We start from the raw sequence: 20,850 nt of genomic DNA on the forward strand, positions 1-20,850 counted from the left end.
TCAGGTTATGAGAAAACGCGCAAAGCTATCCCGGATTGATTGGTTCGACCTCGCAGAACGGATCGCTACACTGGTTCTCCAGTGGCCGGAGACCCCCGGCCGGCGTCGCGCCAGCGCAGGCAACCGCCCGCCGTGAGCGCGATGCGCTTCGATTCCTCCGGGCCTGCGGCCCGTCTTTGGCAGGGAAGTATGACATACGCCGTTACGATCTCGGGCAGCCCGTCGGCCGCCTCGCGCAGCGCCCGGTTGCTGCGTTTCGTCGAATCCGAACTGGTCGAGGCCGGTATCGAGGTTCGTCGCATCGACATTCGCGCCTTGTCGCCTGCGGCGCTGCTCGCGGCCGATACGTCGCACGACGACCTGCGCTACGCGCTGGCGCAAGTGGCCGGGGCGCAAGCCGTGGTCGTCGCCACCCCGGTCTATAAGGCCGCCTACAGCGGTCTGCTCAAGGCATTCCTCGACGTATTGCCGCAAGACGGCCTGGCCGACAAGCTCGTCGCCCCCTTTGCCACGGGCGGTAGCCCCGCGCATTTGCTCGCCCTCGACTATGCGCTCAAGCCGGTGCTCTCCGCGCTCGGCGCGCAACACATTCTGCGAGGGGTGTTCGCGGTCGATCAGCAGGTGCCGAAAGAAGAGGGCGCCACGCTGGACGCGACCATCGCCGAGCGACTCGGCGCGACCGTCGATCAACTCTCGCAATGGCTGCATGAGCGCGAGGTGATTCGTCAGTGGCCTGCGAAGACGGCCGAGGGCATTCGCAATGCACGTAGCGCAAACCGCGCCACGCTCGCTGCCTGATCGCCGGAGTTCGTATGCAAGTTTTCTGGTTCATTCCGACGCACGGCGACACGCGCTATCTCGGTACCTCCGACGGTGGACGCCTGTTCGATTTCGATTACGCCCGTCAGATCGCCAGCGCCGTCGACTCGCTCGGCTACGAAGGGGTGCTGCTGCCCACGGGGCGGTCTTGCGAAGATGCCTGGGTCACGGCGTCGAGCCTGATCGGCGCCACGCGAGACCTGAAGTTTCTCGTCGCCATCCGCCCGGGAATCGCATCGCCCGCGCTGACGGCGCGCATGGCTTCGACGTTCGATCGTCTGTCGGGGGGCAGACTGTTGATCAACGTCGTGACAGGAGGTGACGCCGGCGAGCTCGAAGGCGACGGCTTCTTCGCCGACCACGCCGAACGTTACGAAGTGACCGACGAGTTCCTGCGCATCTGGCGCGCGATCCTGGAAAAGTCGCATACGGGCGAGAGCGTCGATTTCGAGGGCGACCATCTGCGCGCGAAGGGCGCGAAGCTGCTTTACCCGCCGGTGCAGACACCGCACCCGCCGCTGTACTTCGGCGGCTCGTCGGAAGCGGCGCGTCAGATCGCGGCAGAACAGCTCGATGTCTACCTGACGTGGGGCGAACCGCTGGCCGACGTCGCCGAAAAAATCGCCGATGTGCGCGCACGCGCAGCCAAACTCGGTCGCACGCTGCGCTTCGGGCTGCGCCTGCATGTGATCGTTCGCGAAACGGAAGACGACGCATGGCGCGCGGCCGATTCGCTCATCAGCAAACTCGACGACGAGACCATCGCGCGCGTGCAGACTCAGTTCGCGAAGATGGACTCGGAAGGGCAGCGACGCATGGCGGCGCTGCATGGCGGACGCCGCGACAAGCTCGTGGTCGCGCCCAACCTGTGGGCCGGCGTGGGGCTGGTGCGCGGCGGGGCCGGCACGGCACTCGTGGGCGATGGTCCGACGGTGGCGGCGCGCCTGCGCGAGTACGCCGATCTGGGCATCGACACCTTCATTCTGTCGGGCTACCCGCACCTCGAAGAAGCGTATCGCTTCGCCGAACTCGTTTTTCCGCATCTGCCGGAGCGGGTGCGAAGCAAGCTCGGTGGCCTCGACAAGGTGCCGCTGTCCGGTCCCGTCGGCGAGGTCATGGCCAACAACATCGTGCCGCAGGCGTCGCAGAGCTGAGCGCCGGCCACATGGCGCGTTGCGCTGTGCCGCTCGACGTCGCATCGACTTCACCTCGAACGAAACCCTCCGGCCGACTCACGTGAATGCTCCGGGAGAATTTGCATGACCCAAACCACTTCAACGCCATTGACCGACGCCACGGCCAACACCACCGGCACTGTCGCTTCAAGCGCAGCCGGTAATGTCGCCGCACCGGATACGTTGCAACGCTACCGGCGCACGCTCGCACGACGCCTCGCGCCGTGGGCCGTCCCCATTGCGCTGGTCGCACTGTGGCAACTCGCTGCGGAAGCGGGCTGGTTGTCGACACGTGTGTTGCCGGCGCCGTCTGCGGTCGTCGAAGCCGCGTGGCAACTGGCAATCACCGGTCAGATCTGGCGCGACATTGGCGTCTCGACGGGACGCGCCGTCATCGGTTTCGTCATCGGCGGCGGCCTCGGCCTGCTGCTGGGCATGCTGACCGGTCTGTCGCGCGTGGCGGAAACGGCGCTGGACTCCTCATTCCAGATGCTGCGCAACATTCCGCATCTGGCGCTGATTCCGCTGGTGATCCTGTGGTTCGGTATCGACGAGAAAGCCAAGCTGTTCCTTGTCTCGATCGGCGTGTTTTTCCCGATGTACCTCAACACCTACGCCGGGATTCGCGCCGTCGATCCCGCGCTGGTCGAAATGGCGCGCAGTTACGGCCTGCGTGGCTGGGCGCTGTATCGCGACGTAATTTTGCCGGGGGCACTGCCATCGATTCTCGTGGGCGTGCGCTTTTCCCTGGGGCTGATGTGGGTGACGCTGATCGTGGCGGAAACCATCTCGGCCCAATCGGGGATCGGCTATCTGACGATGAATGCCCGCGAGTTCCTGCAAACCGACATCGTGCTTGTGGGGATTTTGCTGTACGCGCTGCTGGGCAAGCTGGCCGACGTGCTGGCCAAGGAACTGGAATTTCGCTGGTTGCGCTGGCATCCGGCCTTTCAACGAGGAGCCGCCGCATGAGCGCACAACAACTGGCCCCGGTCGCGGGCGCCGATATCGAAGCCGAATGGACGGCCGAACAACGCGCGACGTCAGGCTCAGGCAGATTGCCGCTCGATCCGCACGCCGACCCGTTCGGCACGCAGCTGCCGTTGGGTAGCCACATCGGCTCGCAACGTACGACCCCGGGGACGAATCTCAAAGTGGTGCATCCCGCGAGTGACACGACTGTCGCCAACGCGGCCGCCGGTGGCTTGCGTATCGACGCCGTTGGCAAGCGTTATGGCGCACGCTCGGTGCTGTCGGATTTTTCGCTGACGATTCCACGCGGCGGATTCGCCGCCATTGTGGGGCGTAGCGGTTGCGGCAAGTCGACGCTGTTGCGTCTGATTGCCGGGCTGGAGACGCCGGACACCGGTCGCATCACGCTCGACGGCCATGCGCTGGACGGCACCTCGGGCAAGGTCGCGACGCGCATCATGTTCCAGGACGCGCGCTTGCTGCCGTGGCGCACGGTGCTGGAGAACGTGGCCATCGGTTTGCCGAAATCTTCGCATGCGCAGGCGCTTGAAGTGCTGCGCGAAGTGGGCCTTGCCGAGCGCGCCAACGACTGGCCGAGCCAACTGTCGGGCGGTCAGCGTCAGCGTGTGGCATTGGCGCGCGCGCTGGTGCATCAGCCGGACCTGCTGCTGCTCGACGAACCGTTGGGTGCGCTCGATGCGCTCACCCGCATCGAAATGCATGCGCTGATCGAACGGCTCTGGCGCGCTCACGGCTTTACCGCATTGCTCGTGACACACGACGTTCAGGAAGCGGTGGCGCTGGCCGATCGTGTCGTGCTCATCGAGCAGGGACAACTCGGGCTGGACCAATCGGTGTCGCTGGCGCGCCCGCGCGCGAGGGGCAGCGCCGACTTCGCCGGGCTCGAAGCCCAGGTGCTCGCGCGCGTTCTGCAAACCGAAGTCGCGCCGTCCTCGCATGCCCCCGCAGCCGAGCCGCTTTGGCCGGCGGCAACGGTGCGCTGGGCCGTTTGAACCGAATCGCCAATTTTCCGAACCGATCCACCCGATATTGCCAACACAGGAGTTCACCATGGGTATCACTGCCATTAACGTCCGTAACCAGTTCAAGGGACGCATTCGCGAAATTCTGCGCGGCCCCGTGCTGTCCGAAGTCGACGTCGAAACGCCGAGCGGCATCGTGACGTCGGTCATCACCACGCGCTCCATCGACGAGTTGCGTCTGGATGTCGGCTCCGAAGTCGTGGCGCTGGTCAAGGCCACCGAGGTCTCGCTGGCGAAGCTCTGAGGCCACATCGCCGGCGACGCGGTGCGCGCTCGACGGCCATCCGTTTTCCTGTTTTCCTGCATCCTGCATCGGACGCACGCGGGGGCGACGTCCGATGCAGGATGCAGGAAATTCCGAGCCCCGTCTCGGACTGTGCCGCGAATGCACGCACTCGGCTGATATAATGACGGCTTCCCAATGTTGGCGACCCGCCTGCGCGAGACCTTCCGCCGCGGGCGTTTTTGTTTGTCGCCGACGCGATGCACCGAAGCCAAACCATGACCACTGTCCGCACCCGCTTTGCGCCTAGCCCGACCGGATTCATCCATCTGGGCAACATCCGTTCCGCTCTCTATCCGTGGGCCTTCGCGCGTCACAACAACGGCGCCTTCGTCCTGCGTATCGAAGACACCGATCTCGAGCGTTCGTCCCAGGAAGCCGTGCAGGTCATTCTGGAAGGCATGGAATGGCTGGGCCTCGACTACGACGAAGGTCCGTTCTATCAGATGCAGCGCATGGATCGTTACCGCGAAGTGCTCGAGCAACTGAAGGCAGGTGGTCACGTCTATCCGTGCTACATGAGCATGGAAGCCCTGGACGAGCTGCGCGAGCAGCAGCGCGCACGCGGCGAGAAGCCGCGTTACGACGGTCGCTGGCGTCCGGAGTCGGGCAAGGTGCTGCCCGAGCCGCCGGCCGGCGTGGAGCCGGTGCTGCGCTTCAAGAACCCGCTGAGCGGCAGCGTCGTGTGGGAAGACGCCGTGAAGGGGCGCATCGAAATCTCGAACGAAGAACTCGACGATCTCGTGATCGCGCGTCCCGACGGCACGCCGACGTATAACTTCTGCGTGGTCGTCGACGACATCGACATGGATATCACGCACGTCATTCGCGGCGACGATCACGTGAACAATACGCCGCGCCAGATCAACATCTTCGAGGCGCTCGGCAAGCAGCCGCCGGTGTACGCGCACTTGCCCACGGTACTCAACGATCAGGGCGAGAAGATGTCCAAGCGCAACGGCGCCATGAGCGTGGTGCAGTATCGCGAAGAAGGGTATCTGCCCGAAGCGGTCGTGAACTACCTGGCCCGTCTGGGCTGGGCACATGGCGACGCCGAAGTCTTCTCCCGCGAGCAGTTCGTGGCCTGGTTCGATCTGGAGCACCTGGGCAAGTCGCCGGCGCAGCACAACCCGGAAAAGCTTCAGTGGCTGAACAACCAGTATCTGAAGCAGGCCGACAATGCGCGTCTGGCTGGTCTGACCGAACCGTTCCTGCAAAAGGCGGGTGTCTCGATCGAGGGCGGTCCGTCGCTGGCCGGTGTGGTCGGTCTGTTCAAGGACCGTGCGAATACCGTCAAGGACATTGCGGCCAGCGCCGAGATGTTCTACCGTGCGCCCGCACCGTCGGCCGACGATGTGGCGCAGCACATGACGGACGCCGCACGTGCTGCCGTGAAGGATCTGGCTGCGGCATTGGCCGCGCTGCCCGAATGGAAGAAGGAAGCGATTTCACCGGCCTTCAAGGCAACGCTCGCGCAGCATGGCATGAAGATGCCGCAACTCGCGATGCCGGTGCGCCTGCTCGTGGTCGGCACCACGCACACGCCGGCCATCGATGCCGTGCTCGAATTGCTGGGCCGCGATACCGTACTCGCCCGTCTGGGCGCCTGACGGTCGCCTTCATGCGGTTGCGGCGCCGCTTTGGCGGTGCTGTCGGTGCCGAAAACAAGAAACCCCGGGATGCGTCTGCATCGCCGGGGTTTTTTTACACGGCACGCATGGGTCGATGCATGCCCGCGTGGGCTTACGCTTGCGGGTCCGCGTTCAGCGAGAGGGTCGTGCCCGCCTTGGACGAGGCGGCCGGACGCTTGGTGAGCGAATAGCTCTCGAGCAGCTTGACCATCTGTGCGTAGATTTTTGGGTTGCCCGCCAGGATTTCGCCCTGGAACAGGAAGTCCGATTCGCCCGTGTAGTTGCCGACAAGACCCCCGGCTTCGCTGATCAGCAGGCTGCCCGCGGCCATGTCCCACGGGTTCAGACCCTGCTCGAAGAAGCCGTCCATGCGACCGGCAGCCACGTTGGCCAGGTCCAGTGCGGCAGCCCCCGGGCGGCGGATGCCCGCGCAATGCTCGGTCATCGTGCCGAACATCTTCAGATAGTTGTCTACGCCTTGCAGGTCACGGAACGGGAAGCCCGTGCCGATCAGGCCGTCGGCCAGACGGTCGCGGCGCGAGACGCGAATGCGCTTGCCGTCGAGGAACGCGCCACGCCCGCGCGAGGCGGTAAACAGTTCGTTGCGGGTCGGATCGTAAATCACCGCTTGCGAGACGATGCCCTTGTGCGAGAGGGCAATCGACGTGCAGTAATAGGGCAGACCGTGGATGAAGTTGGTGGTGCCGTCGAGCGGGTCGATGATCCACTGGAATTCCGAGTCGGCATTACCGTGTTCTTCGCCGGATTCTTCGGCGAGGATGGCGTGGTCGGGATAGGCTTCGAGGAGAACCTGAATGATCGCTTGCTCAGCCGCTTTGTCCACTTCCGTCACGAAGTCGTTGTGCTGCTTCTTGCTGACCTTGACGGTATCGATGTCGAGGGAGGCCCGGCTGATGATGTTGCCGGCGCGGCGCGCGGCTTTCACCGCGATATTGAGCATGGGATGCTGCATGACAGATTCCTGTTAAGGCCATTGCTGACGGTACGTACGGCCCCCATTGGGCCGGCCGGCAAGCGTGGCGGACAAAGCGAACAAATTGAGCAAGAGCGATGCCCGGCAAGCGCCGCGCACGCACACTGGCAGTGTGGCGGCTCGTTTGCAGGGACGAAAACGCGCATTTTACCAAAAATGCGAGCAACGCGCTCTGGAATCCAGATGTTCTGACCCTTTTTCACCCCGGGGGCATTACGTCGGCTTCCGTGCCCAATGGGCCCCGGTGAGGCCGACGTTCGGTGCGACGGCGGCGATCGCGCCCCCGCGCACGTCGATTCAGGCAAAATAGCGACGTTTCTCCGTCGATCTCCTTCGCCCGCCTCGCGCCTCGTCGCCCGTCATCGCTGTCATTGCCCTCATCGCTGTCACATGTCCCAGTCTGCTGCTACCGCCTCGCCGTCCATCTTCGATCAAGTGCGTTTCGTGCTCAACGAAACGAGTCACCCCGGCAATGTTGGCTCTGCTGCGCGTGCGATCAAGACGATGGGCTTCGGCCGACTGGTGCTCGCCGCGCCGCGTGCCGGGGCCGACGTGTTGCGCGATCCCGAAGCGGTTGCGCTGGCCAGCGGCGCGGATGACGTGCTGGCCAGCGCCCTCGTGGTGCCGGATCTCGATGCGGCGTTGCAGGGCGTGAGCTGGGCGGTGGCGCTGTCGGCACGTTCGCGCGAGTACGGGCCACCCAATGCCGAACCGCGCGAGAGTGCGGCCATTGCCGTGCAGCATGCGGGGCAGGGAGGCTCGGTGGCGTTCATCTTCGGTAGCGAGCGCACGGGGCTGTCGAACGCTGACGTAGAGCGCTGCAACGCGCTCGTGCATATTCCGGCCAATCCGGTGTACAGCTCGCTGAATCTCTCACAGGCAGTGCAATTGATTGCGTGGGAGATGCGCATGGCGTGCCTGGCGTATGAGCGTGGCGACTTCGCAGGTGACGCGAGTCAGGAGACCGTTGAGCGCGCGGCGGTCGTGCCGACGCCGTCGTCAGGTTCCACGCCCCACGAGGCGCTCGCCACGCGCGACGACATCGAAGGCATGCTCGCGCATCTGGAACGGGCGCTGGTCGATCTGGATTTCCTTGATCCCGACAATCCGAAGAAGTTGATGACGCGGCTGCGCCGCCTGTTCGCGAAGAGTCATCTCGAGCGCGAGGAAGTCAACATTCTGCGAGGCATCGCGAAGCACATTCTGGAGCGCCGAACCCGTCGCTGAATGGGAAAAAATCCCATACAATCGTGAGTCACAAGCTTATCAGCCTCTCGCGGATATGAACCGTTTGCGCCAGCGTTGCGCGGCTTCCCTGCCTTATCACGTTCACTGTTGTTAGCCCCGCGCTGACATGCGTGATGCTGCGCCCGTGTGGCGTGCGTCACCGCCTCGCAGTGCCCGCCGGTTTGCATCGGCTCGCGCTGCCCTTGCATCCCCCTTATTCACGTCGATCCCCCCATAAAAAGATGGCCGGACGACGTACGACAGGACCGCATTCAGGCTTATGTTCACCCATCTTCGCGAAGATATCGCCGCCATCCGGCAAAAGGATCCCGCCGCTCGCAGCAATTGGGAGGTCTTCACCTGCTATCCCGGCTTGCATGCCGTGATGCTGCATCGCGTGGCCCACCGTTGCTGGACGTCGGGTTTCAAGTGGCTGGGCCGTTACGTGTCGCAGTACGCCCGCTTTCTCACGGGTATCGAAATCCATCCGGGCGCGACGCTCGGGCGGCGTGTGTTCATCGACCATGGCATGGGCGTGGTAATTGGCGAGACGGCGGTGATCGGCGACGACTGCACGATCTATCAGGGCGTCACGCTCGGCGGCACGTCGCTCGCGCGCGGCGCAAAGCGTCACCCGACGCTCGAAGCCAGGGTGATCGTGGGGGCTGGCGCGAAAGTGCTCGGCGGCTTCACCGTCGGCGAGGGCGCGAAGATCGGATCGAATGCTGTCGTCGTGAAGGCGGTACCGGCCGGTGGCACGGCCGTGGGCAACCCGGCCCGGATCGTGCGCGCCGAAGCGCCGCGCGAAGGGGCGGGCGGCGCTGACGCCAAGTCGGCAGGCGCCGCGCGCAAGGTGGAATTCTCGGCTTACGGCATTGCGCCGAACGCCGACGATCCCGTCTCACTTGCGATCCACGGCCTGATCGAAAATGCGACCGATCAGGCGCACAAGATCGATGTGATGGTGGCGGCGCTCAATCAACTTGGGGCGCATCTCGAAGCCCTCGGTGCGAGCAAGATCGACACCGCCGAGTTGCGCAAGCTCGGCAAGGAAATTCAGGATATGTGACCTGCGAAGACGTCCGGACGTACGGGGCGGCCCGCTTTCGAGCGGGCCGTTTTGCATGCCGTGGGAGACAGTGATGTGGCGAAGGTGAAGCGGCGAATGTGAAGCGGCCAAGGTGAAGCGGCCAGGGTCGGGCGGTGATGCGAGAAGCGTCGATGGGACGACGACGTCAGCGGGCGGCAGTGACGTCGGCCGAAGGCGCGAGATCGATGGCGCGCAACCCGTTGGCGTCCCATTGCAGATAGCCGCCGCGCGACGGCGCCACATCGAACTCCCAGTCGGGCAGCACCCAACGCACGCGTCGTCCGTCGGCATGTCGTGCCGGGCGGTGCGTGTGCCCGTGCACGAGTGTGCGTTCGCCGGCGGCGTCGAGCAACGCGGCGATGGCGTTCGGATTGGCATCGGCATACGCCATGCGATGCGCGCCCTTGGCCGCGCTGCGTTGCCGGATGCGTTCGGCAATGCCCATGCGCACCCGCAGCGGCAGCATCAGGAAAAATGCCTTGCCGAGCGGCGAATGGGCAATGCGGCGAAAGCGTTGGTAGCCCACATCGTCGGTGCACAGCTGATCGCCGTGACTGAGGACCAGTGCCTGGCCGAGAAACGAAAACACGCACGGGTCGTCGAGCATGACCGCGCCTGCGGCACGGGCGAAGCGTTTGCCGAGCAGGAAGTCGCGATTGCCACGCATTACCGCGATGGGGACACCGCTCGCTGAGAGTTCCGACATGGCGGCCGTCATGCGGCGTGCAAAGGCGCCGAGCGGTTCGGTGGCGGGGGAGGTCGCGCCCGACGCGCGCGAAGCGTCTGGCGTGTTGTCGTCGCCGGCGCCGGCGCGGTCGGCGTCGAGCATATCGTCGCCGATCCAGTATTCGAACAGATCGCCGAGGATGAAAAGGATGGAGGCTTCACGCGCGGGACCGCGCAGGAAGTCTTCGAAGACCTGCACCGTACGCGGCAGCGCCGGTGAGAGGTGGAGATCGGAAATGAAAAGCGCGGGCCCGTCGCCCCGTGGTGTCACGGGGCATTGCGGGCACCGCGCAGTCGATACTGGCATCGAGTGTCGCCGTTCGCAGTTCGCGCAGTGCGTGCGCTTAGGCGACGATCACGGCCTTTTCGATCACGACGTCGTCGACCGGCACGTCCTGGTGGAAGCCCTTCGAACCGGTCTTCACGCCCTTGATCGCGTCGACCACTTCCTGGCCTTCGACGACCTTGCCGAACACGGCGTAGCCCCAGCCTTGCGGCGTCGGCGAGCTGTGGTTCAGGAATTCGTTGTCGTTCACGTTGATGAAGAACTGTGCCGTGGCCGAGTGCGGATCGTTCGTGCGCGCCATGGCCAACGTGTACTTGTCGTTCTTGAGGCCATTGTTGGCTTCGTTTTCGATCGGCGCTTCGGTTTGCTTTTGTTTCATGCCGACTTCGAAGCCGCCGCCCTGAACCATGAAACCGTTGATGACGCGGTGGAACACCGTGCCGTCATAGAAGCCTTTCTTGACGTATTCGAGGAAGTTCGCGACCGTCTTCGGTGCTTTGGCTTCGTCGAGTTCGATACGAATGACGCCGTGATTGGTGTGCAGTTCAACCATGATGCTTTCCTTCTGATGAAATGGTCCCGGGGGGCCGGAGGAGGATCAGCGCTTGACGACGCTGGCCGATTCGATCACGACCGTCGTGGCGGGCACGTCGGAATACATGCCCTTGCGAGTCGTGGCCACACCCTTGATCTTCTCGACGGTATCCATGCCGGACACTACCTTGCCGAATACGGTATAGCCGACGCCGTCCGGTTTGGGGTAATCCAGTGACGCATTATCCTTCACATTGATGAAGAATTGCGCGGTTGCCGAATTCGGGTCCGACGTACGAGCCATCGCGATGGTGCCGATCGTGTTCTTCAGGCCGTTCTTCGATTCGCTCGGAATCGCGGCGCGCGTGGGCTTTTGCTCCATGGCCGGCGTGAAACCGCCGCCCTGGATCATGAAGCCATTGATCACGCGATGGAAGATGGTGCCGTTATAGAAACCATCGTTGACGTATTGCAGGAAGTTCTCGACCGTCTTGGGCGCCGCCTTCGGGTTGACTTCGACCACGAAGTTGCCGAGCGACGTCTTGAACTGCACCTGCGGTTGCGCGCTCTGCGCGAAGGCCGGCAGACTCGTGCCTGCGAGCGCCGCTGCGCTGAGCGCGGCGCCGACGCCGCCGAGCAGGGCGCGGCGCAGACGATTCGGAAAGGACATGCGTGTCTCCATGACGAAAGGGGAATCGCTTCGAGTCGAAGCGCTGAGCTTAGTTGCCCGACTTGCCGACGTTTTTCAGATCGGCATTTTCGCCGGTCCTGGCCGGCGACGGCGCCTGGCCAACCGGCGCTGCGCGCTGCGGCGCGAGCATGCCGGACAGGATCTTCTCGCGGTTCGACACGCGTGCCGTCGGCGCGAGCTTCAGGGATTTCTGATAAGCCTGTTGCGCGAGCTTGGCGTAAATATCGCCGAGATTGGCGTAAGCGACGGCAAAGCCGGGGTTGTTTCGAATTGCGCTCTCGAGGGCGGCGCGCGCCTTGTCGTATTCGCCTGCCTGCGCATAGAGCGCCGCGAGGTTGTTGAACGGTTCGGGCAACTCCGGGAAGTCTTGCGTGAGCGCCGTGAAAACATCGATCGCTTCCGCGTTACGGCCCATCTCCATCAGCACACGGCCGCGTGTGAAGCGCACCTGGGCGTCGCGCGGGTACTGCTTGAGATGCTCGTCGATCTTGGTCAGGGCGTCGCTGAATTTGCCTGCGTCGACCAGCTTGTTGATGGCCGATTCGCTGGCTTGCTGCGGTGTTTGCAGCGGCGCGGGCGGCGGCGGATCGGTGATGGCCTGCGCCCCGGCGGGCAGGGCGAACAGTGCGCCGGCCAGGCCCAGGGTGGCGCCTGCGAGCACCGATGCGCGCGCCAGGGTGCGAGCGCTGCGAGCCGCAGCGGCGACCGGGCGCAAGCGAGAGACAAGGCGAGAGGCGAGGTGAGAAGCGAGGCGAGAGTCGAGGCGCGAGGAAATGCGCGTGGACGGGTGCGGAATTGACCGGCTTCGTTGCGTCATAGTGGGTGCTTGGGATACCTGAGAGGTGCACAAGAGATGCTATACTCGGCCGCATTCTAACAAAACACCTGCGCCCGGCCCGCGCCATTTCTCGATATGGCAGTGGCGGCGGTTCGCAGGTTCGTTTTTTCTACCGCACGGCGCGCAGCCCGCCTCGCGATATCGCTCTCGTTTCACGTGAGGATATCGTCGCAGCGTCCGGCGCTGTTGCCGCCCGGTCAAGCGCATATCTATGGATTCACTCCGTGTCTACAACTCGCTCGCGCGAGATAAGCAGCCGTTCGTACCCCTCGTCGCTGGCGAAGTCCGCATGTATGTCTGCGGGATGACGGTGTACGACTACTGTCACATCGGTCATGCGCGCGTGATGGTGGTGTTCGACATGGTGCAGCGCTGGTTGCGCACGTTGGGTTATCGCGTCACGTACGTGCGCAACATCACGGATATCGACGACAAGATCATCAAGCGCGCGCTCGAAAACGGCGAGACGATGCGCGAGCTCACGACGCGCTTCATTGCGGCCATGCATGAAGACGCCGATGCGCTCGGCGTACAGCGTCCCGATCACGAGCCGCGTGCAACCGATTTCATTCCACAAATGGTGGACATGATCGGCACGCTGCAACGCAACGGTTATGCCTATCAGGCCGACGATGGCGACGTGAACTACGCGGTGCGCAAGTTCGCCACCTACGGTCAGCTCTCCGGCAAGTCCATCGAGGACCTGCGCGCGGGCGAGCGCGTGGCGGCCAACACGGCCAAGCAGGATCCGCTCGACTTCGTGCTGTGGAAGCGCGCGAAGGACACCGAGCCGGAAGAGTCGAAATGGGCGTCGCCGTGGGGCGCCGGTCGTCCTGGCTGGCATATCGAATGCTCGGCCATGAGCTGCCAGTTGCTCGGCAACCATTTCGACATCCATGGCGGCGGCGCGGATCTGCAATTCCCCCACCATGAGAACGAAATCGCGCAGAGCGAGGGCGCGACGGGCGAGACGTTCGTCAATTACTGGATGCATAACGGCTTCGTGCGCGTGGACAACGAGAAGATGTCCAAGTCGCTGGGTAACTTCTTCACGATCCGTGAGGTGCTGGCGAAGTTCGATGCGGAGGTCGTGCGCTTTTTCATCCTGCGCGCGCAGTATCGCAGCCCGCTCAATTACAGCGATGCGCACCTGGACGACGCACGCGGCGGTCTGACGCGGCTTTACACGGCGCTCAAGGATGCGGCGGGCGACGGCGCGCCGCTCGACTGGAACGAGCCGTTCGCGCAGCGCTTTGCCGCTGCCATGAACGACGACTTCAACACGCCGGTGGCGATCTCCGTGTTGTTCGAACTCGCGGGCGAAATCAACAAGCAGCGTGATCCTGTGCTGGTGCGTCAGTTGCAGGGGCTGGCGGGCACGCTGGGCCTGCTCGGCCGGGAGCCGCAGTCGTTCCTGCAAGGAGCGGCGGGCGCGGACGATGCGGGCGATGGCGATGCCTTGCGGGCGTCGGTCGAAGCGCGTATCGAAGCACGGGCGCAGGCCAAACGCGATCGCAATTTTGCCGAGGCTGACCGTATTCGTGCCGAATTGTTGTCCGAAGGCATCGTGCTGGAAGATCGTCCCGGAGGCGCCACCGAATGGCGTCGTGCCTGAGCGCGACGCATCGAGGCAAATCTCATGGTGACTCGTAAATCCGTAGCCGCGAAGGTCGCGACCAAGACCACGGCGAGCAAGCGTGCCGCAAAGGGTGTGACGAAGGCCGTTCGGCCTGCGTCCACGTCAGATGACGCGGCACGTCGCACACCTCGCAAGGCAGTCGCGGCGGCGACCGCGGCGGCAGGCAGGACTGCGGCTGGCAAAGTCCCGGTGAAAGCCGTGAAAGCGCCGGGGAAGACTGCCGGGGTTGGCGCTGCACGCAAGACGGCGAGCCAGAAGGCCGAAAGATCCGATTCGACGGAAAAGGCGGCGCGCAAAGTCGCAAAGACGGCCGCAGTGAAGGCTGGTGCCAAGGTCGGGGAGAAAGTCGGTGCGAGAGCGCCGCGCAAGCCCGCCGCCAATCCGGAAACGGCCGCAGCGACGACGCGTCGCGTGGTGGCCAAGCGCGATGGCGAGACGCGTATCGTCACCCCGGAAATTGAGCGCATCGAGCACGAGGTTGTCGATGCGGCGGTGACGGGCGTGGTGCCGCTGCCGGTCGCGCCGGGGGCGTCGCGCCCCGATTTCTGGGATCAGGCATGCGCCGATCTGATGAAGCGCGATCGCATTCTCAAGAAGCTGATTCCCCAATTCGGTCCGGCCCACCTGACCGGGCGCGGGGAGCCGTTCGTCACACTCGCGCGTTCGATCGTCGGCCAGCAGATTTCCGTGAAGGCGGCACAGGCCGTTTGGGATCGTGTGGTTGCGATCTGTCCGAAGCTCTCGCCGTCGCAGTTCATCAAGGCAGGGCACGACGCGCTCGCGGGTTGCGGGTTGTCGCGTCGCAAGGCCGAGTACATTCTCGATCTCGCCACCCACTTCAAGTCCGGTGCGCTGCACGTGGACGCCTGGGCGAGCATGGACGACGAGGCCGTGATCGCCGAGCTGACCGGCATTCGCGGCATTGGCCGGTGGACGGCTGAAATGTTCCTGATGTTCAACCTGCTGCGCCCCGATGTCCTGCCGCTCGACGACGTCGGTCTCATTAACGCGATCAGCGTCAACTACTTCAGCGGCGAACCCGTCACGCGTAGCGAGGCGCGCGAAGTGGCTGCCAACTGGGAGCCGTGGCGCTCCGTTGCCACCTGGTACATGTGGCGCAGTCTCGAGCCGGTGCCGGTCGAATACTGACCGAATGCCGGTCGCGGAGAATCGTCCCTGGGGGAGGCCGACGATCATTGCGATCATTTCGATCGTTTACGGTTTCCCTATCCCCGAGGACGTATAATCCGCGTCCATTCCGTCTCAACAGTCATTTTTGACAGCTATCGCGATGCGAGAGGCGATGAAAGTTGCCTATCTTGTTCGGGTAGACGTTACCGGCGGTACAATACGCTGCCGCATTTCCGGGGAAACCTGATGAAGAACACCTTTTTGGATTTTGAACAGCCGATCGCCGAACTCGAAGCGAAGATTGAAGAGTTGCGCTTTGTGCAGGACGATTCCGCCGTCGACATTTCCGAAGAGATCGAGCGCCTCTCCAAAAAGAGCCAGCAGCTCACCAAGGACATCTACACGAACCTGTCGCCCTGGCAGGTTTCGCAAATCTCGCGTCATCCGCAGCGTCCCTATACGCTCGATTACGTTCGCGACATCTTTACCGACTTCCACGAGCTCCATGGCGACCGCGCATTTGCGGACGACCACGCCATCGTGGGCGGCATGGCCCGTTTCAACGGCCAGGCCTGCATGGTCATCGGCCACCAGAAGGGCCGCGACACGAAAGAGCGTGCGCTGCGCAACTTTGGTATGCCGCGTCCCGAGGGCTATCGCAAGGCGCTGCGCCTGATGAAGATGGCTGAGAAGTTCGGTCTGCCGATCTTCACGTTCGTCGACACGCCAGGCGCTTATCCCGGTATCGACGCTGAAGAGCGCGGTCAGTCGGAAGCCATCGGTCACAACCTGTACGTGATGGCCGAGCTGAAGACGCCGATCATCACCACCATCATCGGCGAGGGTGGTTCGGGCGGCGCACTGGCCGTGGCGGTTGCCGATACGGTCATGATGCTGCAATTCTCGACGTACTCGGTGATCTCGCCGGAAGGTTGCGCGTCGATTCTGTGGAAGAGCGCTGCCAAAGCGCCAGAGGCTGCCGAAGCGTTGGGTCTGACGGCGCACCGCCTCAAGGCGCTTGGCCTGATCGACAAGATCGTCAACGAACCGCTCGGCGGCGCGCAACGCGATCCGCTCGGCATGGCGGGCATGCTCAAGCGTGCGCTGGCCGACTCGCTGCGTCAGTTCCAGGGCATCAGCCACAAGGAATTGCTGGAGCGCCGTTTCGAGCGCCTGATGAGCTATGGCAAATTCAAGGAAGCCGTCGCGAAGTAAAGCGTCTGCCGATGCGTCGTCGTCTGTCGTGGCGATGACGCCGAATCCGATGGCTCATCACGATTCCTCTGCTGCCGCGTTCGCATCTGCCCGATGCGACGCGGCAGTGGCTCATGTGGACGTCGCTTTGCGTCTGGCGTTGACGGCCCATGTCTCGCCGCACGATGTCACGCATGTCTCCTCTGCCGACGCTGCGGCAACTTCCCCCGCTCCTTCCACTTCCTCCACTTCCTCCGCACGGTCTGTCCTGCCGCGGCTGGCGCTCGCCCTGAGCGGCGGTCTCGATTCGATGGTGCTTCTCGATGCGCTGGCGCATTGGTGGCAAAAGCGGCGCGAGCGGGGCGACGCCGGTGCGCAGCCGCTGGCCATTCATGTCCATCACGGCTTGTCCGAGCATGCCGACGAGTGGCTTGCCGTGTGCGAGCGCGAAGCGCGCTTGCGCGGGTTCGCATTCGAAGCGCAGCGCGTGCGTGTGCCGCGCGGCGCCCGTCAGGGGATCGAGGGCGCCGCGCGCGCCGTGCGCTACGAAGCGTTGGCGGCGAGCTGTCGGAGGCATGGTGTCGACTGGCTGCTGAGCGCACATCATGCAAACGATCAGGCGGAGACCGTGCTGTTGCAGATGCTGCGAGGTGCGGGGTTGCCGGGGGTGGCCGCGATGGCTATCGAAGGCGATTTGCCGTTGGCGGCGCGTGAGTCGAACCATGTGCGTTTGCTGCGCCCGCTGCTCGACGTCTCGCGCGAAACGATGCGGGCTTACGCTACGGCGCGTTCGTTGACATGGGTGGAAGATCCCTCGAACGAGGACCGGCATTACCTGCGCAATGCGTTACGTCATGACGTGATGCCTGCGATTGCGTCGCACGTGCCCGCGTACCGCGAGACGCTGGCGCGGTTTGCGCGCCATGCGGCGCAGGCGCAGACGTTGCTCGATCAACTGGCGCAAGTAGACTTCGAGATGGCGCGTGTGGCGCGTGCGGCACGTGAGGTGGGTGCGGGCCATGAGGAAGGGGACGACCGTTTGCAGCGCAGTCGCTTGCAAGGGTTGGACGCGCCACGTCTGGCGAACTTGCTGCGGTACTGGGCGGCAAGTCGGGGGTTGCCGATGCCGCCGGAGGCGCGGCTCGACGAGTGGGTGCGTCAGATTCGCGACGCGCACGCGCAGGCATCGCTGGAATTGCCGCATGGCGATGCCGTCTTGCGCGTGTATCGAGACGAATTGCAGTGGACGGCGGTGTATGACGTTGCGCGCGCGGACGACGTGATTCCGGACGCGGTCCTGCATTGGGCGGGAGAGCGGGAGTGGCGCTTGCCGCAGTGGAGGGGCAGCATCGTATTCACGCCGGTGCCTGAAGGCGAGCCGACGCAGGGGGACATCGGTGAGCACGTATTGCGAGCCGGGCCATTGGTGGCGAAGGCGAGGGTGGGTGGTGAGCGATGGCGTGCGCGTGCGGATGGGCGTTCGCGGTCGCTGAAGCATTGGTATCAGAGTCGCGGGGTGGCGGCGTGGCTTCGGCATGTGCCGGTGGTGTGGCAGAAGGACATCATCGTGTTCGTCCCCAGACTGGGGGTGGATGGCGGCGTGCAGAGCGAAGAGGGGGGCACGCGTTGGACAATGGCGTGGCGCGACGAGGCGTGAGCACGGAAGGGGGGTGCCCCTATGTAGTTCGTCAAGCACTGGGGTCCGTTTTGGGTTGATAAAAAGTGCCGTCGCGTAGCATGGCAAAAAGGACGTCGCAGCGCCGGCGAGCCAGCGCGATAAGTGCCTGGTTGTGGCGCTTGCCCTGCTGGATTTTTCGACTGTAGTAAGCCCTTGAGATCGGGTCTCGCAAAGCCGCAAAGGCCGAGAGAAACAGGGCGCGTTTGAGTACCTTATTGCCACGTCGAGAGGGGTGTTCGCCGCGAATCGAGGCGCCAGAGCGCCGGGTCACCGGCGCTAGGCCAGCATAGGCCGCCAGGTGGGCGGCCGAGGCAAAGGCCTTGTGCGCCACCTCGGTCAGGAGTCGCGCTGCGGTCCTGAGCCCGACTCCGGGCATGCTGCTCAGGACCGGCCAAAGAGGGTTGCTTTGCACCAGGCGCTCGACCTCGGCGGCGATCTCGTCGCGTTGCTTGCGTAGGGCGGCCAGTTGCTGGGCCAGACGCGGCATCACCAGCGTGGCGGCATGAGTACCCGGCACGACTACGGTTTGTTCGGTAAGCGCCTGCGCGATGTCGGCGGCCAAGCTCTTGCCAATGCGTGGTGCGAGCTTGATCAGGCGATTCGCCAGCGTTTTTTGGCCCGCGGCCGCCAGTGCTGCGGGTGAGGGGTAGCGCTCAAGCAGATCGAGCACGGCGGGATGATCCAGGCGAGGTCCGAGCACGCGCTCAAGCGCGGGATGAATCTGCGTGAGCAGGCCGCGAATGCGGTTGCTGGTTTGGTTGGCTTGGGCGGCCAGGTCGTCGTCGAAGCCACACAGCATAGTGAGCTCGGCGAGCGGCTCATCGGCCAGACGCAATGAGCGCAGCGTATGCGGCATGGTGCGTGCGGCATCTGCGATGACGGCGGCGTCGCGCGCGTCGGTCTTGGCTTCGCCTGCGTGCAGGTCGGCGATGCGACGCATAGCCAGACCTGGCAAGTAGGCGACTAGCGTACCGGCGTCGCGGGCTACGGCCAGCGGCAGTGCGCCGATGGTAGCCGGCTGATCGACGACGAACAGGAGCTGGCCGTGGGCTTTCAACTCATCGATGAGGGCGCGCAGTTGGGTCTCATCGTTAGGCAGGGCCTTGTTGTAGAGGCGACGGCCGTTGCGATCGAGAGCGACGGCATGGTGGTGGCCTTTGCCGACGTCGACGCCGATGAAGACATCGACGGCGTCATGAAGTGGAAAGTTATGCATTGCAGTTGGCACAAAAAGTGAATTGGCCTGCAAGAACCCTGGTGGCAAGTCTCGGCATCCACGTTACGGACGGCGTCGGAATATCCGTGCCAAACCCCTATCAGCGATCACCAGCCACCCACCAGACCCGGTGACAACACCCCCCGGATCATGGTTACGACTGGGGGCGGGAATCATGCCGGGCCTGGCTGGCCAAAACCTCGATTATCGAGGTGCGAACATAGTAACGGGGGGCGGAAAAAAGGTTCATCGTGGATTGCCGGGGAAAGCTGCGCGGATTTTGAGGAAGAAATATTCCTCGTCACGGTAGCCGTATGCCCGGCGCTTGATGACCTTGATGGTGTTGTTGATGCCTTCAACGACGCTGGTGTTAAGTGGGTGTCGGCAGCGGGCCAGGATGCCGTGCCAATAGCCTTGCAGGCGCTGCGCAAATAGTTTCAGCGCAGCGATACCGCTGTCGTTGGCTTGAGTAATCCACTGCTCCCATGCCTTTTGCGCCCAAGCTGGCTTTCGGTAGAACCACAGTCGCTTGAGTTCGTCTCGTAGCAAATAGACGCACAACAGAGGCTGGTTGGCTTGCAGCAGCTCACTCAGGTGCACGGACTGTTCCGGCCGTAGATTCTTTTGATTGCGTAAGAGCAGCCAGCGGCTTGATTTGAGGACTTTGCGTGCTGGCCGGTCATCTCGGAGTCGGTTGGCCTGATCGACTCGGACCCGGTCGATCACTTCGCGTCCGTATTTGGCAACGACATGGAACAAGTCGTAGACGATTTCGGCTTGCGGGCAGTTCGCCTTGATTTCCAACTCGTAGGCCGTTGTCATATCGATGGCAACAGCCTCGATATGCTCTGCAACGCCCTCGGGAAGCTGGTCAAAGAAGGCTCGGGCAGTTTCACGCGAACGGCCATTCCCAATCCATAGCACCTGCCGACTGAGCGGCTCGACCACCACCGTGGCGTAACGGTGGCCCTTGTGCAGAGCGAATTCGTCCATCGCCAAATATCGAACCTGTGTCCAATCCGGCTCGGCGATGCTTGCTCGCAAACTCGCTTTGTCGATCGCTTTAACGGTATGCCAATCCAAACCGTAGAACGCTGCAACGGCCTGGACATTGGTCGACTTGAGCAGAATTTCACAGGCCTTGGCAAAGCGCGCTGTGACCCGTTGGTAGCGCCCGAGCCAGTCCAATTTCTCCAGCCTCGGGCCACCACAGTGCTCGCACCAAAGCCGACGACGCGGCACATGCAGCACCACTCGATATTCAAACAAGGGAAGATCCCGAACCCGGCGCACCGTCGTCTCGTGGATCTGCGAGCAACGCTTGCCGCATTGCTCGCACAGCATCACTCGGCTTAATGGCTTCAGATACAACGACAGTGTCCGACTGTCCTGCGAAGGCCACTCCACTCGCTCAACTCGGTATCCCGTCCAGCAACCGAGGGCTTCCAGCGCTTTTCGATCTAGCAATTGCTCCTCCGAACACCGTCTCTATTGGCGTCAGATTATCAATTGCCTTGAAAACCTCCACGGTTTTCCACGATGAACCGGAAAAAAGCGGAAGGAAGTGGAAGGAAGCGGAAGGAAGCGGAAGAAAGCGGCGCCGCGAGGTGCAATGACGTGTGGCGTGGGCACGGGGGTGTAGCGGAGGGGATCGGATGTTTGAGTGGCGGGGATTGGTGGCGC

The 20,850-nt window shown here is 63.6% G+C and carries 18 protein-coding genes and 1 pseudogene; 12 read left to right on the forward strand and 7 right to left on the reverse strand.

The annotated features are described in order from the left end of the window. The first annotated feature begins 189 nt into the window (after positions 1-189). The 6 genes from ssuE to gltX all read left to right on the forward strand — a co-directional run bounded on the left by ssuE (position 190) and on the right by gltX (position 5,902). Entirely contained in the window at positions 190-798 is a 609-nt protein-coding gene (ssuE, locus tag UC34_RS09465; protein ID WP_044455346.1) for an NADPH-dependent FMN reductase, read from the forward strand. A gap of 14 nt (positions 799-812) precedes the next feature. After that, the gene (gene ssuD, locus UC34_RS09470) at positions 813-1,973 is read left to right on the forward strand and encodes an FMNH2-dependent alkanesulfonate monooxygenase (protein WP_044455347.1); all 1,161 of its coding nucleotides are present in this window, start codon (positions 813-815) and stop codon (positions 1,971-1,973) included. Between the two features lie 105 nt (positions 1,974-2,078). Beyond that, a complete protein-coding gene (gene ssuC, locus UC34_RS09475; protein WP_084070491.1) occupies positions 2,079-2,966 on the forward strand; it encodes an aliphatic sulfonate ABC transporter permease SsuC in 888 nt (295 codons plus the stop codon). Further along, positions 2,963-3,979: an ATP-binding cassette domain-containing protein gene (locus tag UC34_RS09480; protein WP_072617456.1), complete on the forward strand. Its 1,017-nt coding sequence runs from the start codon at positions 2,963-2,965 to the stop codon at positions 3,977-3,979. The genes ssuC and UC34_RS09480 overlap by 4 nt, the downstream gene beginning before the upstream one ends. A 58-nt stretch (positions 3,980-4,037) precedes the next feature. Next, complete coding sequence (locus UC34_RS09485; RefSeq protein ID WP_010807342.1) at positions 4,038-4,253, forward strand: TOBE domain-containing protein; 216 nt, start codon at positions 4,038-4,040, stop codon at positions 4,251-4,253. A 257-nt stretch (positions 4,254-4,510) separates the two neighbouring features. After that, positions 4,511-5,902, forward strand: a complete 1,392-nt coding sequence (gene gltX / locus UC34_RS09490) for a glutamate--tRNA ligase (protein ID WP_044455348.1) — start codon at positions 4,511-4,513, stop codon at positions 5,900-5,902. A gap of 133 nt (positions 5,903-6,035) precedes the next feature. Here gltX and UC34_RS09495 read toward each other — a convergent pair whose 3' ends face one another. After that, positions 6,036-6,896 (reverse strand): inositol monophosphatase family protein, encoded by an 861-nt coding sequence (locus UC34_RS09495; RefSeq protein WP_044455349.1) that lies wholly within the window; start codon positions 6,894-6,896, stop codon positions 6,036-6,038. 411 nt (positions 6,897-7,307) lie between these two features. Between UC34_RS09495 and UC34_RS09500 the strand changes: the two genes are divergently transcribed. Both UC34_RS09500 and cysE read left to right on the forward strand, forming a co-directional pair. Further along, positions 7,308-8,144 (forward strand): RNA methyltransferase, encoded by an 837-nt coding sequence (locus tag UC34_RS09500; protein WP_044455350.1) that lies wholly within the window; start codon positions 7,308-7,310, stop codon positions 8,142-8,144. Positions 8,145-8,424: 280 nt separating this feature from the next. After that, the gene (gene cysE / locus UC34_RS09505) at positions 8,425-9,213 is read left to right on the forward strand and encodes a serine O-acetyltransferase (RefSeq protein ID WP_044455351.1); all 789 of its coding nucleotides are present in this window, start codon (positions 8,425-8,427) and stop codon (positions 9,211-9,213) included. A gap of 166 nt (positions 9,214-9,379) precedes the next feature. Here the strand turns inward: cysE and UC34_RS09510 are convergent, their stop codons facing one another. From UC34_RS09510 to UC34_RS09525, 4 genes are all read right to left on the reverse strand, one after another. Further along, the gene (locus UC34_RS09510; protein WP_044455352.1) at positions 9,380-10,267 is read right to left on the reverse strand and encodes a UDP-2,3-diacylglucosamine diphosphatase; all 888 of its coding nucleotides are present in this window, start codon (positions 10,265-10,267) and stop codon (positions 9,380-9,382) included. Positions 10,268-10,304: 37 nt separating this feature from the next. Then, complete coding sequence (locus UC34_RS09515) at positions 10,305-10,799, reverse strand: peptidylprolyl isomerase (protein WP_044455353.1); 495 nt, start codon at positions 10,797-10,799, stop codon at positions 10,305-10,307. Positions 10,800-10,844: 45 nt separating this feature from the next. Next, positions 10,845-11,432, reverse strand: coding sequence for a peptidylprolyl isomerase (locus UC34_RS09520; protein ID WP_044457956.1), 588 nt, complete (start codon positions 11,430-11,432; stop codon positions 10,845-10,847). 67 nt (positions 11,433-11,499) lie between these two features. Next, complete coding sequence (locus UC34_RS09525) at positions 11,500-12,288, reverse strand: tetratricopeptide repeat protein (protein ID WP_084070499.1); 789 nt, start codon at positions 12,286-12,288, stop codon at positions 11,500-11,502. 232 nt (positions 12,289-12,520) lie between these two features. On the opposite strand from UC34_RS09525, the gene cysS reads away from it, so the two are divergent. From cysS to tilS, 4 genes are all read left to right on the forward strand, one after another. Continuing rightward, positions 12,521-13,924 carry a cysteine--tRNA ligase gene (gene cysS, locus UC34_RS09530; protein WP_044455354.1) on the forward strand — a complete coding sequence of 468 codons (1,404 nt, stop codon included), beginning with the start codon at positions 12,521-12,523 and terminating at the stop codon, positions 13,922-13,924. A gap of 24 nt (positions 13,925-13,948) precedes the next feature. Continuing rightward, complete coding sequence (locus tag UC34_RS09535; RefSeq protein WP_044455355.1) at positions 13,949-15,097, forward strand: endonuclease III domain-containing protein; 1,149 nt, start codon at positions 13,949-13,951, stop codon at positions 15,095-15,097. A 228-nt stretch (positions 15,098-15,325) separates the two neighbouring features. Beyond that, a complete protein-coding gene (locus tag UC34_RS09540; RefSeq protein WP_044455356.1) occupies positions 15,326-16,294 on the forward strand; it encodes an acetyl-CoA carboxylase carboxyltransferase subunit alpha in 969 nt (322 codons plus the stop codon). Between the two features lie 115 nt (positions 16,295-16,409). Further along, positions 16,410-17,930: a tRNA lysidine(34) synthetase TilS gene (gene tilS / locus UC34_RS09545; protein WP_167370650.1), complete on the forward strand. Its 1,521-nt coding sequence runs from the start codon at positions 16,410-16,412 to the stop codon at positions 17,928-17,930. Between the two features lie 31 nt (positions 17,931-17,961). Here the strand turns inward: tilS and UC34_RS09550 are convergent. Next, positions 17,962-19,225 (reverse strand): annotated as a pseudogene (locus UC34_RS09550) (IS110 family RNA-guided transposase). A 188-nt stretch (positions 19,226-19,413) separates the two neighbouring features. Beyond that, positions 19,414-20,634, reverse strand: coding sequence for an ISL3 family transposase (locus tag UC34_RS09555; protein ID WP_044453341.1), 1,221 nt, complete (start codon positions 20,632-20,634; stop codon positions 19,414-19,416). Between the last annotated feature and the right edge of the window lie 216 nt (positions 20,635-20,850).

The organism is Pandoraea vervacti (assembly GCF_000934605.2).
Lineage (GTDB): Bacteria > Pseudomonadota > Gammaproteobacteria > Burkholderiales > Burkholderiaceae > Pandoraea > Pandoraea vervacti.

What these genes read in the sequence shown, in the direction of transcription:
- ssuE (WP_044455346.1), top strand. Translation starts at nt 190, where the DNA reads ATGACATACGCCGTTACGATCTCGGGCAGCCCGTCGGCCGCCTCGCGC.
- ssuD (WP_044455347.1), top strand. Translation starts at nt 813, where the DNA reads ATGCAAGTTTTCTGGTTCATTCCGACGCACGGCGACACGCGCTATCTC.
- ssuC (WP_084070491.1), top strand. Translation starts at nt 2,079, where the DNA reads ATGACCCAAACCACTTCAACGCCATTGACCGACGCCACGGCCAACACC.
- UC34_RS09480 (WP_072617456.1), top strand. Translation starts at nt 2,963, where the DNA reads ATGAGCGCACAACAACTGGCCCCGGTCGCGGGCGCCGATATCGAAGCC.
- UC34_RS09485 (WP_010807342.1), top strand. Translation starts at nt 4,038, where the DNA reads ATGGGTATCACTGCCATTAACGTCCGTAACCAGTTCAAGGGACGCATT.
- gltX (WP_044455348.1), top strand. Translation starts at nt 4,511, where the DNA reads ATGACCACTGTCCGCACCCGCTTTGCGCCTAGCCCGACCGGATTCATC.
- UC34_RS09495 (WP_044455349.1), bottom strand. Translation starts at nt 6,896, where the DNA reads ATGCAGCATCCCATGCTCAATATCGCGGTGAAAGCCGCGCGCCGCGCC.
- UC34_RS09500 (WP_044455350.1), top strand. Translation starts at nt 7,308, where the DNA reads ATGTCCCAGTCTGCTGCTACCGCCTCGCCGTCCATCTTCGATCAAGTG.
- cysE (WP_044455351.1), top strand. Translation starts at nt 8,425, where the DNA reads ATGTTCACCCATCTTCGCGAAGATATCGCCGCCATCCGGCAAAAGGAT.
- UC34_RS09510 (WP_044455352.1), bottom strand. Translation starts at nt 10,267, where the DNA reads ATGCCAGTATCGACTGCGCGGTGCCCGCAATGCCCCGTGACACCACGG.
- UC34_RS09515 (WP_044455353.1), bottom strand. Translation starts at nt 10,799, where the DNA reads ATGGTTGAACTGCACACCAATCACGGCGTCATTCGTATCGAACTCGAC.
- UC34_RS09525 (WP_084070499.1), bottom strand. Translation starts at nt 12,288, where the DNA reads ATGACGCAACGAAGCCGGTCAATTCCGCACCCGTCCACGCGCATTTCC.
- cysS (WP_044455354.1), top strand. Translation starts at nt 12,521, where the DNA reads ATGGATTCACTCCGTGTCTACAACTCGCTCGCGCGAGATAAGCAGCCG.
- UC34_RS09535 (WP_044455355.1), top strand. Translation starts at nt 13,949, where the DNA reads ATGGTGACTCGTAAATCCGTAGCCGCGAAGGTCGCGACCAAGACCACG.
- UC34_RS09540 (WP_044455356.1), top strand. Translation starts at nt 15,326, where the DNA reads ATGAAGAACACCTTTTTGGATTTTGAACAGCCGATCGCCGAACTCGAA.